The organism is Bartonella sp. TS82HLJMH (genome assembly GCF_042193495.1).
Classification (GTDB): Bacteria; Pseudomonadota; Alphaproteobacteria; order Rhizobiales; family Rhizobiaceae; genus Bartonella; species Bartonella grahamii.
The window spans coordinates 47,508-61,661 of the sequence record NZ_JBHILU010000013.1 but is presented as its reverse complement, the minus strand read 5'-3'; the positions used below and the strand labels follow the sequence as shown (position 1 = coordinate 61,661).

The following is a 14,154-nucleotide window of genomic DNA, read 5'->3' as shown; positions in this document are numbered from 1 at the left end:
ATCCGATTTTACACGCTTTAGTGATTTGGAAAAATAGGAGCAGAAAAATACGTTAAAGGGAGCTTTAAATACCCTTTGAGAACACCTTAAAAACTCTTTGAGAAAAAATAAATTGGTACAAAACCTAGTGGCAAAATATACAAAACCCGCTGACAAGCTACAGCTACATACACGCTGACAAGCTACATACATACAGCTATACTGGCTGGGGAACTTGGATTCGAACCAAGATTGACGGAGTCAGAGTCCGCTGTTCTACCATTAAACTATTCCCCAATAAGCCAATTTTACCATCTCTAGCAGATTCTACAGTGTAGGCAAGCGCAAAAAATCTTTAGATTATCGATAATAAAGGGCGATAGGAATGTCATTGATTGTTTTGATTTGAATATCAACATCATAAATGTCTTTAAGAACTTCTGGTTGCATAATTTCTTTGGGAGTTCCACAATAGGCTGCTTTTCCATTTTTCAGTGCAACAATCATATCTGAATAAGATGAGGCAAAATTAATATCGTGCATAACAATAAGAATGGTTTTTTTCAGTTCATCAGCTGTGCGGCGTAATTGCTTCATCATAGAAACGGCATGTTTCATATCCAGATTGTTTAATGGTTCATCTAAGAGAAGATAATCAGTATCTTGGCAGATAACCATGGCTATAAAAGCGCGTTGACGCTGACCGCCAGAAAGCTCATCTAAAAAACGGTCTTTTAAATCTTGTAAGCCGAGATAGCGTAGAGCACTGTCGATAAATTGTTTATCTTCATGTGTATACCAGCCTTTTGAATAAGGATAGCGTCCGAAACTTACTAAATCGTACACGGTTAAACGGAAGGATAAAGGATTATCTTGACGCAGAATTGAGAGTTTTTGAGCCAAAATGTCGTGGGGCATTTTATCAATATCAAAGCCGTCGATATGAATTGTACCATTATGGTGTGGCAAAAGACGTCTTATCAGCATTAAAAGAGTTGATTTTCCCGAACCATTTGGCCCAATGAGAGAAATAATTCCCCCTTTGGGAAGATGAAGGCATAAATTATCGATAATCAATCGTGCTCCGTAAGCCTTGGAAAGATGATTGATCTCAATCATTTCAGTTTTCCCTTCATTAGTAGCATTAAGAAAACAATACCCCCACAAAACTCAATGATAAAACTTAAACGTCCTGCCATGTGAAAAATTTGCTCTAAAATAAATTGTCCCCCCACCAAACAAATAATTGCTAATAATATTGCAATCGGCACAACAACACTGTGTTTTGCTTGAGGAGAAATTTCATAGGAAAGGTTGGCAACTAACAGTCCAAAAAAGGTGACGGGGCCTACCAATGCGGTAGAAATGGAAACGAGAATGGAAACAAAAATAAGGACAGCTGTTGCACTTTTGTGGTAATTAACGCCAAGATTAAGAGCGTTATCACGTCCCAAAGCCAAAATATCAAGAAGATGACGGGAATGCCATCCAATCAGACTCACAATGAAGACAATGATTGTGGCAAAGCTTATGAGTGATGTATTAAATTTATTAAAATTTGCAAACATAATATCCGTTAAATTCATCATTTGGTCTGGATTTAATTGCAATTGCATAAACATCCGTAAACTGAAAAAAAAGCCGCCTAAAACAACACCAATTAAAAGCGTTAAGTGAAGTCCTTTTAGGCTTCCTGAAAATAGCCAGCGAAAAAGGCTTATTGAAAAAAGAATAAGAATGAGGGCTTCGAGAATGAGTTGTCCTTCTTCATTTAAAAAGGGCAAAGAAAGAGAGCCTACAAAATATATCAGAACTGTCTTTATTAAAATATAAAGCTGATCAAATCCCATAATTGAAGGGGTAAGAAGACGGTTATTAACGATTGTTTGAAATAAAACCGTAGAAACGCTTATTGCATAGGCAATAAGAAGCAGAGAGGAAAGTTTTGTAAGACGAAATGTCCATGTATAAACATTGATATTCCACGTCATGTAAAGACTAATGACAGTACATGCTATGATGATAAGTGTTGTTAGTACACATATTGTTTTTCTTCTTCTATCCAAGACGCTTTCTCCAGCGTAATAGCAGTATCATAAAAATAAAACTACCGATTACACCCATCATAGTGCTGATGGGAATTTCAAGAGAGGGATGAATTATTCGTCCTACAAGATCACAAATCAAGACCAATCCTGCACCGCTGATGGCCACCCAAGGAGCAGTACGGCGCATATTATCGCCCATGAAATTTGACACAAGGTTGGGAACAATGAGTCCAACAAAAGGAATACGGCCAATTGTACAGACAACAACAGCAGTGATTGAGGCGACAATAAAAAGACCCCAAAACATGACAATACGATAATTCAATCCAAGGTTATTGGTTAGATCTTCTCCCAAACTTGCAACCGTGAAGCGATCAGCAGTACAATAGGCTAGAATACAAAGGGGAAGGGATAGCCATAAGAGCTCATATTTTCCTTCAAGAACCATTGAAAAACTGCCAAATAAGTAAGCTTGAAGAGAGGGAAGTAACATTTCATAATCTGCAATGGCATTGGTTAAAGAGCCAATAATATAGCTTAGCATAATCCCTGTAAGGGGTACGATGAGAGCAGATTTTAGAGGAATGCGGCGCAATAAAAACATAAAAAGTAAAGTGCCTGTCATGGCAAAAAGTGTCGCAATGGCCATTTTTCCTAAAACAGAAATATCGGGCAAAAAAATCATAATAAAAAGAATGCCAAGAGAAGCAGATTCAACAGTTCCAGCGGTTGATGGCTCGACAAAGCGATTTCGTGTCAATAGTTGCATAATCATACCTGAAAGTGCAAGTGACGCACCTACTAAAAGAATTGAAATGGTACGAGGAAGACGTGTTTGCCAAAAAATAAGCCACGCATGGGGATCGGCTGCAAAAAGGTCAAAAGGCTTGACATCAGAATAACCAACAAAAATGCTGAGGATAGACAGGAGAATGAGAAGTGTTATGGTTATCCAGTAATTCTTCACGTTAAATCATTTTCTAACAAAACCTAAAAAAGCAAAGACTGCTTAATAAACAACCTCTGCTTTTAAATTTTATTTATATAGCAAGCAAGCTCTTTTGTACGCTTATTTGCTCTTTGTAAAGGCTTCATTGATTTGCTTAGCGGTTTCAATGAGTCCCGTTAAACCACCACTTGCACGATACCAGCTCCAAGAGTCCAAATAAATAATTTGATTTTGTTTGCTTGCTGTTGTGCGGTGAACAAGCTCATTGTTAAGCAATTGTGCTGCAGATTGCCCTTCACGTCCAATTGCGGCATCCCGATCAATCACCAACAACCAATCAGGATTTGTCTCAAGAATAAATTCAGGAGAAATGAGCTGTCCATGTTTTTGTACAGTGAGTTTATCGGTTGCAGGGGCAATTCCAAAAGCGGAATGCAAAATATCAAAACGTGACTTTGGTCCTAAGGCACTGATTTTTCCACCAGAGGTCATGAGTACAAGACCTTGGCCTTTTCCTTTAGTATTTTTACGAACTTCAGCTAAAGTTTCATTGAGTTTTGCAATTTCTGCTGCAGCTTCTTTTTCTTTGCCAAAAATTTTGCCAAGGATAGACACATTCCGTTCAATATCTGCAAGAGAGTTTTCATTTCCTACAGTTAGATCAATTGTTGGAGCGATTTTGGATAAATCGTTATATTTTGCTTGAGTTCTGGAGGAAATAATAATCAAATCAGGTTGAAGAGTGGCAATTTTTTCATAATCGGGTTCAAAAAGGGTACCAATTTTTTCATATTTTTCATCATCAAATTGTTGCAGATAGGATGGTTTTTTTCCTTCAGGAATACCGATAACCGCTTTGATACCAAGGCGTTTCATATTATCAAGAGAAGCAATATCAAACACGACAACCTTTTGCGGAGAAGCGGGAACAGGAGTTGTGCCTGAAACATGATTAATTGTTAGATTCGTTTGAGTACTCGTATTTGCAATACTCGTCTGTGTCCATAAAGGTGTTGCAAAGCTGGTTGCAACCAGTAAAACAGAAGTCATCCATTTCATATATTTTATCATCGTGATTTTATCCTTTTATCTAATATTACAAGGGTTTGCGCACTTAAAAATTTAACTTTGGTATTTTTATGCACAAAACGAAGTGTAGATAAATAACATCATGTTGTAAAATTGACTAACATATGTTACAAATTGTTCACTTACCTCATTTTCACTTAATTCCAGTGTTTTTGCAACATTATTTAGAAAGTTTGACATATGATCAATGTATTTAAAAAGCGTACACGTTCGTACGCACTGACAGCGAGTGCTCTTTTCTTTTTACAAAGTGTAGATGCTTCTATGGGGGCTAGTTGGTTTTCAATACCACTTCCAGGAATATCTTCACTTTCATCTCTGATACCATCTTTGGGAGATTCATCAAAATCTTCTGGGCTTAAAGCAGCAGAATTACCCGCACTTGCTTTACCACAAGTCGCTGCCCCAAACAATGGCGGTGTTGGCGTTGGCGGTGTTGGCGGTGTTGGCGGTGTTGGCGTTGGCGGTGTTGGCGTTGGCGGTGTTGGCGGTGTCTCTGGTGGCGTTGGTGCCAATCCATGTAATGTAGCGACTTATAATGATCGCCCTTTATCACCTATTGTTTGTAATGATGGAAAAGACCACGTAATCAAGTATAGCACGGTTATAGTGAATAAGAAGGGTGCTAATGCTGTAGCAGCGGGAAGGGTTGATGTTAATGATGAAGATGATGTTGTTGAAGGATCAGTAACAACTATTAAATTATATTCTTCATCTCTTAAGAATCAACCTGGTTCAGAAGCTGAGAAGGCTACAAATCCGGAGTATGGGAGCGCTGTATTTGCATCAGAAGGTGGGCTGGTTAAATTGGCATATTCATCGATTCATAATTTTGATACTGGGCTTTACACTTCATATGGTGGAAAGGTCGTTATGGAAAAAGGGAAAATCTATAGTGCAGTTATGGGTGCTGAGGCTGCGGATGAATCACTTATTATGTTGGATAATACAGAGATTAAAGTGTCGGGCCAACAGGTGAGTTCAGATATTAAACAGGAAGAAAAGGGTCTTTATGAAACTGGTTTGCGTGCCACCACTGGATCAGTAATAGACATGAAATTTGGGAAGGTTATTTTACCGACAGGTGGAACTGTAGTTGCGGCAGAAAGCGGAGGATTTATTCAACTAGATAATGTTAGTATTGCAACAATTAATGGAAGCAGATCTGTTTCTGGAGTACAGGCATTGACTAGCTTTTTATTTACAGATGCAGGTTTTATTTCCTTTAAAAATGGAAACATTGATCATTCAAATTCTATTGGTTTATGGGTCTTTGACAATGATGGAGAAGATTCTAACAATGATGAAGGAAATAATGGTACAAAAGTAAAGCTTATTGAAATAGGTGATCCCAGTAGCGAGTTTCTTGCTTCTTCGGACTATGCTAACGATCTTATACCCAAAATTTTAGACCAAAAGACAAGAACAGGAACCGATGCAGAAAGAACCGATGAAGCGGACTTTAGGATTAAGGCTTCTATAAAACTTTCAACTATTAACTTGAGTGGCGAAGGGTCTATAGGCATATATTTTGATAATCAAGTCGGTGATCTAGAACAGAGCCAATTAAAAAGTAACCAATTACAAAATAAGGAGTCTTTAGTTTTTTTGCAAAACACTACTCTTAATGTTTCAGATGGTACAGCCATCCTAGGTGATAATATGAGAGGCTCTGTTCTTATAGATAGCGCGAGTGTTTCTGGTAATATATTCTTACATGCTAAATCTACTTCTGAAGTGTCGGTTTTTGTTAATGATTCTATAGTTAAAGGTGGAGTATATGTTGAAAAAGATTCTCAGGGTAAGATTTCTTTGTTCAATGGATCGCAGTGGCATGTAACGAAAAATGGATTTGGACAGAGTGATAAAACGAAAAATGGATTTGGACAGAGTGATAATAAGAGTTGTGGGGATTCATGTATTTCATTTGTGAAACTTGACAATTCTACTATTTCGTTTTTGCCTTTACAAAATGATGCTGATCAACAAAATTATAGTTATCAAACGCTTCGTATAGGAAATGGGCAAGGCACAGTTTACACCGCTTCTGGGAATTCTGATATTTATTTCCGTGCATCTGTGCCAGCTAATGCATCAGTGGCTTCTCAATTATCTGATAGGCTTTTAATTCATGGTGATGTTTCTGGTCAAACTAAGGTGCATGTGCATACAATTAAACAAGATGGTGAGGGGCAACAAAGTCGGAATGTTAAAGGTTATAAACCTCAGAGTATTTCAATTATTCAGGTTTATGGGGAGGCGAGGAAAGATTCTTTTAAGCTGAATGGTGAGTATGTTACGATAGGCGGTTCACCTTACAAGTATGTTCTTCGTGCTTACGGTCCAATTATCTCTTCAAGAACAAATTATTTTGATAATAAATTAGTTTCAGAAACCACTCACCTTTGGGATTTTTGTTTAGAAAATTTATATTTAGAAAATTCATATTTAGAAAATTCATATATTGTATCTTCTGGTGATGCATATACTGTTCCTCAAAGAACTTCAGATACCTCTACTAGGGGTGAAGTGTCTGAGATGTATAATTCTTCGTCTGCTTCATCTAGAGAGGGTGCACATATAGAATCTGTTCCATTGGGATCTAAAACATCCAGAGATACAGTGTCCACTCTTCTTACTGGATCTGATAATTCTAGTAAGAGGTCGATGCTGATTTCTATATTGGGATTGGGGGGAGCTAATCCAGGAAACGTTAAATTGTATACACATACTCATATAGGAAGAATGTATATTGCAGGAGAGAATGGATGGTCTGGAATTATGATTTCAAAAGAACATCTAAAAGAACGCCTTAAAAAAATGAATTTACTAGAAGAATCGGATGATTTAGTAGAAAAGCTTAAAGAATTTGGGGTAGCTGTTAGTGAAGATGGTAGTCTATCTGTAATAGATTCTTCCAAAAGATCAGCTCTTGTTTCGTCTTCTAATACTCCTACTTCATCTGCGGATGATCGGCTTGTAGTAGCTAATCCATCTACTGTACTTGGGGGATCTGAAACATCTGGAGCTATAGAGTCTTCTTCTCTATCATCTGAGTCTTCTATTTCTTCTACAAATACAAAGGAAATAGATAGTGTAGAAAGTGCAGTAGATTCTGATAGTCTGCTTGGCACTTCTGTTTTGGGAACATCTGATGTGCATGGTGTGGACGGTACAAATCCTTCGACTGTTACGTCTGTTGTTCCTGTATCTAAAGGACCTGCTCCACTAAATTCATTTGTACCCACCGTAGAATCTACAGTTTCTTCTACAAAGGAAGTAGATAGTGTAGAAAGTGCAGTAGATTCTGATAGTTCTTATGTAACTACCGTTCTACCTAGCACTTCTGTTGCGGGGATATCTGATGGGCATGGTGTGGACGGTACAAATCCTTTGGCTGTTACGTCTGTTGTTCCTGTATCTAAAGGACCTGCTCCACTAAATTCATTTGCACCCACCGTAGAATCTACAGTTTCTTCAGAGACTGTTGTTTCTTTTCAATGTAATGATACGGAGCAAAACGGTGTGGGAAGATCGCAAGTTTCTTATTGTAGTGATGGTCGGTCACACACAATGAAAAATCTTACACTAACGGTAAATGATAAGAAACATCATTCTATGCATGCAAAAAATCAGAATACAGTTGTCAAGCTAGAGCATGCTACCATTAGTGGGGCGTATTCTTCGGATAATGAAAATAATGTTGATCTTACTCAATTGCGGGCTGTAAGTGCTGTGCTTGCAGAAGAGGGGGCAGAGGTTGTTTTGGAACAAAAAACAGCAGTGCAATCTTCTCTGATTGGTCTTGAGGTGCAAAAAGGTGGAAAGATCAAGATGCATGATGGAACGGTCAATGTTCATTATGTAGGTGTTTTAGCTGGCTCAGGGTCATCTGTTGATTTAAGAGATACAGAAATTAATGTTGTGGGAGGTTTGGCTGTAGCTGGTTTGGCTAGTAATGGTGGTAAGATAACCATGAGCTCTGGAAATATTGCTCTTACAGAGGGAGTGGCTGTGAGGTCGGAATCTGGTGGAAATATTACATTAGATAAAGTGGAGATTATTGCGAAAAAACAAAACAAGCAATTAGGTGGTACAGAAAAGTTTGGACGTGCAGCTTTTCTGGTGAGTGATAATGCTTCTGTTGATTTTTCTGGGGGAAAGGTTTTGACTGATGCCAATGCTTTGTGGGTTAGAGCGGCTGATGGAGACATTAAGAAGGGTTCTTCTAGGCAAAGAAGATCTTCTGACGTTCGTCTCTCGATGAATCGCGCTAATATCGAATCTTCTATTGTTAGAGTGGAAGGAGATGGATCCTATGGTATATATTTTGATGGCACGGCTCAAAGACCAGCAGATGGACAGAATCAGGTCGCAAATGGGAATTCTGTTAGAAAAACAAGGAGTGTTGAGCGAAGCGCTGTATCCAAACAGGAGAAAACACCTATAGGCATAACAGGAGCAATTTCATTGAAGAAAACTGATTTTGAAGTTGCAAATGGTATAGCCATCTATGGTAATAATTCTGGTGGTTATGTTTCATTAGAAAATAAAACAACTCTTGCTGGTGACTTGTTGTTGAAGGCTGAGAATGATTCTAATATATCAGTTTCGGTTGATAACTCTGTTATTACAGGCGGTGTTCGCGTTGATAAAAGCTCTTATGCAAAATTAGACTTGGCTAATAGTTCACAGTGGGTTCTAAAAAGAAGTGCACAGAGGAATTTGGGGACTTCAGATTTAGGATGCGTGGATTCATGCATTTCTTCTGTGAGTCTTTTAAACAGTGCTATTGATTTTGCACCTTCGGAATCTGAAGGAAAATATCAGACTCTCCATATTGGAAATGGGAAAGGGACAGTTTATGCGGCACAGGGTAATGCTGTAATTTATCTCAATGCACGTTTAAATCCTCGTGATCCGAGTGATCAGCAAGTCACTGATAGGCTTGTCATTCATGGTGATATTTCTGGAAAAACAAAAATACATGTACGAGGTGATGCGGGCAATGTAGGAGATGGTCAAGCGAATGCCAAGATTGCTCATAGTGTTTCAGTTATTCAGGTCTATGGTCAAGCGAAGAAAGACTCTTTCCAACTCGATGGCAATTATGTTGCACTGAGCAACTCACCTTACAAATACACTCTTCGTGCTTATGCTCCAGAAGCGACTTCGAAACAGGAGCATGTTCAGCAGAAGTTTGTTAAGGATGGTGGAGAGTTTTGGAACTTCCGTCTAGAAAATCAGTATGTTAAGTCTATGAGATCTACTGCCCTTCCTGAACAATTTGTAAGGTCTGTTGTTCCACAGGTTCCAACTTATCTCAGCTTGCCTAATAGCGTGTTCCATGCTGGTTTGATGGATATCAGTAATCAAAACAAGCAGTTAGAGACGTTGCGGATGACTTCTACAGGAATGGTAGAGGTTCGTGAGAATCCTGCTTTATATTTACGCGGCTATGGTGGAAGTTATCGTTATTCTTCAGATCTGTCCGCACTTGAATATGGTTATGACGGCGATCTTAGTTATAATGGTGTAGAGGCGGGTGTTCTGCTGCAAACTATTGAAAATACCGACAGTGCTATATCCTTTGGTGTTATGGGAACTTATGGAAAACTTTCTCTGCAGCCTTTGAATGTGGAGCACAGTCAGAAGAGTGCATTTGATAAATGGACTGCTACGGTATATGGTAGCATGCAGCATAATGTTGGCTTCTATGTCGATGGTCTTTTATCCTATGGTCTGTTCAAAGGTGATGTTCTCACTCTTGCACGGGGTAAGACGGCAACATTGAAAGGTAATCCTTTGAGTGTTTCCTTATCTGGTGGTCAGAAAATTGCTACAGGATATAAGGGGTTTGTCTTTGATCCGCAGGTTCAGGTTGTGTATCAACATCTCCAGTTTAATAAAGCCCGTGATATCGACGATTTTGATATTGAAATGGGTAACCTTGATCAGTGGGTGGTACGTGTTGGTGGACGCTTAACCAAGACTCCTACAGGCTCTGAAGGCGTGAATGCTGTTGCTTTCTATGGTAAGCTTTATCTTGCTCATGGTTTTGAAGAAAAACAGTCTGTGCATTTCAAGGATGCTTTCAAGTTAGGGGCTTTCGGTTCTTCATTAGAGGCTGGATTAGGCTTTAATGCCAAATTGTTGCCACAGTTCTCTTTACATGCTGACGTTCTCTATCAACATAAGCTTAATAAAGCTGGTTTTTCTGGAATAAGTTTTTCTGGAGGAGTACGTTATCAGTTTTAATATAAGATACAGTATGTACTTTTTTAGAAAAGGCAGCACATTGTGCTGCCTTTTTTCTTTATAACAACTTATGTTGTTCTTAAAAGCTTCCCATCTTCTTGATTGAATAAAAAAAGATATAGTGTGTTTTATACGTGAGGGCACTTTTCTACGCTAAAGCGAATTTTCTTAAAATTTATGCTGCTACTGATACGATAGAGTGCCTCGCTTTTATCGGCTTTTTAAGCGTTCAGCAGTCCAGTATGCGTTACATTATCCTTTTTTGTACTGTATTGATATTATCTAATATAATATTTGATGTTTTCTAAAGCTCGTTTTTGAGAGTTTGTTTTCTGCTGATTTAAATCATTGTTTCATTCATTTCCTTGTGGATTAATTTTTAAAGTTCACAAGGTTCGGTTGTGTTTTTAATTAATTACACGCACTGATTTTATTTTTTCTTTACACGAAATACAGAATGCATTATACACTTATAAAGTGTAATTTTTAATTGTTCTCTTGTAGGTGGTTTTGGCGTAGAGCTTCTGCCAAATTTATTGAGATAATTAATTGCACAGTTCAGATGAGCATGAGGCATGTTCTTTTTGTTACACTTTTCGTATTTTGAGGTGTGCAATGGGATGTTTTGCAGGTGCTTTTATTTTTAATGAGAGGGGAAGAAAAGTTTCGAGGGAACTATGATTAAAGTTTTTAGAAATCATGTATGTTTATGTGCTTATACAACAGCTATCCTCTCTTTGTTCCAAAATGGAATAGAAGTTTATGCGGCTGCAGAGGAGGTTGGTAAACCTTATGTTATAACTGTTACTCCGATTAACAGTATTCGTGTTACTTCTGGTCCTCATCTTAGTGGAAGTAATGTGTATAAGCCTCCTCTTAGGGGGTGGGGTGGGGATAATTATTATCCTCCTAATATGATTCCTGTTCGCAATAATGATGAGGGTATTCGTGGGGGGAGTGACTATCGTGAGCTTAGTGGAGAGATTGGAGAGAGTGGGCGTAAGAATAATGTAGATAACTCTGTTAAAGATGCAGACTCTGATGGAAGAGGTGTGAATCCTAGGTTTTATTACTACAGTGGGTTGTATTATATATGTGATAATTGTGGGGAGCCTAAAATTGATAATAAATCTTATAGGATTACAAATGAGAATGCTTCCAACTATCCTGATGATCCTACTGCTATAACGGTGAAAGGAATAGGCACAAAGGTTAGTGGGAAGAATGTAGAGGTTAGTAGTCAAGTTGCTGATAAAACTTTTCTAATGGGGGTGCATGTATTAGAGAATGGTAAGATTGTTTTGGAAGATCCGATTATCAAAAATACAGTTATAGCCCTTCGTGCGAGTAATGGAGTGATTGAGGTAAAAAATGGAAAGATTGAGGAAAGTCATGAGGGTGTTGATGCAGCAGAGAACTCGTTTGTTCTTTTAGAAGATACAGAAATTAAGACCTCTAATGGGAATGCAAGTCTTTTAAGTTATGATCATTCAGAAATTTGGATGTCAGGTGGATCAGTTGATTTTATGAACAGCCATGGGGTTTCTTCCACGTTAGGTGGGAAGATAAATCTCGAGAATGTTGAAATTACTGGGAAGGCGGACAAAGGCAAGGATCATGCGGTTGTGCATACGGATTTAGGGAGGACTGTTAATTTAGAGGGGGCCACTATTCGTGCTATGGATGTCCATGGCATATTATTAGAAAATACAGTTAATTCTATTCCTCTGCAGGAAGTTAAAGATTTATCAAATGAAGATTCTGATTCAGAGATTCCTGTGACTGAAGTTAATATGAAATCCTCTTCTGTTACTGTAAAGGGTAAGGGATCTTATGGTATCTATTTGCGGGGAGAGAAGCCATGGAGTGAAGGTGGGGATAAAAAAGAAGAAATTTCATCAGGGGAAGAAAAAGCTTTACCACGATTAGAAGTGGTTAATTTGGATAAAACAGAGTTTTCTGTTTCAGACGATGCGGCTCTTTATGGTAGAAACATTATTTCTGGTGCGGTGGGGTTGGTGCACAGCACTCTTCGTTCAGGGAATTTTTTATTAAAAGCTGAGGAAGGTGCTTCTATAACAGTTTTGGCTGATGCTTCTACTCTTGAAGGTCGCACACACGTTGATAAAAATTCTAATGCCGAACTTTATTTGGGAGGCCGTTCTAAATGGATTTTACAACAACCGTTGCAAAAAAATCAACATGAGGATGCACATGCTTCTTCTATTTCACTCGTTAGTCTTATGGGTGAGAGTTCTATTAATTTTAAAAGAGATGAATCTTCTTCTGTTGATGATTATCAAACCCTTCGTATTGGAAAGGGAAAGGGTGAAGTTTATAGAGCTCGGGACGGTGCCTTTATTTCCCTTAATAGCTATCTGAATAGTGGTGGTGCTCTTGATCATCAAAAGACAGATCGTGTTTTAATTCATGGTGATATTTCGGGAAAAACAAAGCTCCAGGTGCGTGGAGTTTCAGGAAGTCCAGGAGGATACACGGGAAGGGGAGGAAATAATGAAGGTATTTCAATCATTCAGGTTTCTGGGCAAGCAGAGCAGGATTCTTTTCAGTTGGAAGGTGGTTATGTAGCACTAGATAAATTACCTTATCAGTATAAGCTTTATAGTTATGGTCCAGGGGCTCATTTAGGAAAAGCAAATATGGATCAAAGATTAGTTGAAGGGAACGGAGAATTTTGGGATTTTCGCCTTGAAAGCAGATCTATAGATCCTGATGTTAAACCTAAACCAGATCCTGCTCCGAAGCCTTTTCCTGACCCAATTCCAGGACCAGAACCTTCTCCGGCACCAGCTCCGGGGCCTCATCCTAAGCCGGGAGTTAGGGCTGTTGTTCCGCAGGTTCCGACTTATCTCCTTTTGCCTAATGCCTTACGTCATATTGGTTTGATGAATGTGAGCAATCAAAATAAGCGATTCGAAGCTTTACGAATTCCTTCTGGGGGCTTATTAGAAAGTCGTGAAAATCCTATCTTTTTTGTAAGCGGTTATGGCGGCAATCATCGTTATACTTCAAATCTTTTCGCGCTTGAATATGGTTATGGCGGCGAGCTTGATTATAATGCCATAGAGGCAGGTGTTTTGCTGAAAGCAATCGAAAATATGTATGGTTCCACTTCTTTTGGAATTATCGGGGCCTACGAGAGATTTTCTTTGCAACCTTTGAATGTTGAGAAGAGTCAAAAAAGTACATTTGACAAATGGTCAGTTACGGCATTCGGTGGTATGCAGCATGATGCGGGTTTTTACGTTGATGGTCTTGTGTCTTACGGTTTGTTTAAAGGTGATGTTCTAACAACTGCACGTGGCAAGACGGCAACATTAAAGGGAAATCCTTTAAGTGCTTCATTGACGGCTGGTAAAACATTTATGGTGGGGGAGGAGGATGGCATTGTTTTTGATCCGCAAGTTCAAGTTGTTTATCAATATCTTCAATTTAATAAAGTGCGTGATGTGGATGGCTTTGATATTGAGCTGGGAAAGCTTCATCAGTGGATAGGGCGTGTTGGAGGGCGTTTAACAAAGAGGCTGGTCGCAACTGATAAGGCTCAAGTTGTTTCTTTCTATGGCAAGCTTCATCTTGCTCACGGTTTTGAAGGAAAACAATTTGTGCATTTTAAAGATGCTTTTCAGCTAGGCTCTTTTGGTTCTTCGTTAGAAACTGGATTAGGTTTTAATGCCCAATTGTCTCAAAAATTTGCACTTTACGGCGATTTGGTTTATCAGCACAAGCTAACGAAAGCTGGTTTTTCTGGAACTAGTTTCTCTGGTGGTTTGCGTTATCATTTCTAGTTTTGTTGCTGTTTCTGATTAA

General features: G+C 38.6%; 6 protein-coding genes and 1 tRNA gene. 2 read left to right on the top strand and 5 right to left on the bottom strand.

Annotated elements, in window-relative coordinates:
* Positions 1-202 precede the first annotated feature (202 nt).
* The 5 genes from ACFIKO_RS07150 to ACFIKO_RS07130 all read right to left on the bottom strand — a co-directional run bounded on the left by ACFIKO_RS07150 (position 203) and on the right by ACFIKO_RS07130 (position 4,047).
* Positions 203-276: transfer RNA gene (locus ACFIKO_RS07150), tRNA-Gln, on the bottom strand.
* Between the two features lie 63 nt (positions 277-339).
* Positions 340-1,098 carry an ABC transporter ATP-binding protein gene (locus tag ACFIKO_RS07145; RefSeq protein WP_375620138.1) on the bottom strand — a complete coding sequence of 253 codons (759 nt, stop codon included), beginning with the start codon at positions 1,096-1,098 and terminating at the stop codon, positions 340-342.
* Positions 1,095-2,045: an iron chelate uptake ABC transporter family permease subunit gene (locus ACFIKO_RS07140; protein ID WP_375620137.1), complete on the bottom strand. Its 951-nt coding sequence runs from the start codon at positions 2,043-2,045 to the stop codon at positions 1,095-1,097. The genes ACFIKO_RS07145 and ACFIKO_RS07140 overlap by 4 nt, the downstream gene beginning before the upstream one ends.
* On the bottom strand, positions 2,038-2,994 hold the full coding sequence (locus ACFIKO_RS07135) for an ABC transporter permease (RefSeq protein ID WP_375673593.1): 957 nt from the start codon (positions 2,992-2,994) through the stop codon (positions 2,038-2,040). Before ACFIKO_RS07135 ends, ACFIKO_RS07140 begins: the two co-directional genes overlap by 8 nt.
* 102 nt (positions 2,995-3,096) lie before the next feature.
* Positions 3,097-4,047: a siderophore ABC transporter substrate-binding protein gene (locus ACFIKO_RS07130; RefSeq protein WP_375673592.1), complete on the bottom strand. Its 951-nt coding sequence runs from the start codon at positions 4,045-4,047 to the stop codon at positions 3,097-3,099.
* Between the two features lie 198 nt (positions 4,048-4,245).
* Here ACFIKO_RS07130 and ACFIKO_RS07125 point away from each other — a divergent pair, with 198 nt between their 5' ends.
* Entirely contained in the window at positions 4,246-10,323 is a 6,078-nt protein-coding gene (locus ACFIKO_RS07125; RefSeq protein WP_375673591.1) for an autotransporter outer membrane beta-barrel domain-containing protein, read from the top strand.
* Between the two features lie 677 nt (positions 10,324-11,000).
* Positions 11,001-14,132 (top strand): autotransporter outer membrane beta-barrel domain-containing protein, encoded by a 3,132-nt coding sequence (locus tag ACFIKO_RS07120; protein ID WP_375673590.1) that lies wholly within the window; start codon positions 11,001-11,003, stop codon positions 14,130-14,132.
* Positions 14,133-14,154: the final 22 nt, after the last annotated feature.

What these genes read in the sequence shown, in the direction of transcription:
- ACFIKO_RS07130 (WP_375673592.1), bottom strand. Translation starts at nt 4,047, where the DNA reads ATGATAAAATATATGAAATGGATGACTTCTGTTTTACTGGTTGCAACC.
- ACFIKO_RS07145 (WP_375620138.1), bottom strand. Translation starts at nt 1,098, where the DNA reads ATGATTGAGATCAATCATCTTTCCAAGGCTTACGGAGCACGATTGATT.
- ACFIKO_RS07120 (WP_375673590.1), top strand. Translation starts at nt 11,001, where the DNA reads ATGATTAAAGTTTTTAGAAATCATGTATGTTTATGTGCTTATACAACA.
- ACFIKO_RS07125 (WP_375673591.1), top strand. Translation starts at nt 4,246, where the DNA reads ATGATCAATGTATTTAAAAAGCGTACACGTTCGTACGCACTGACAGCG.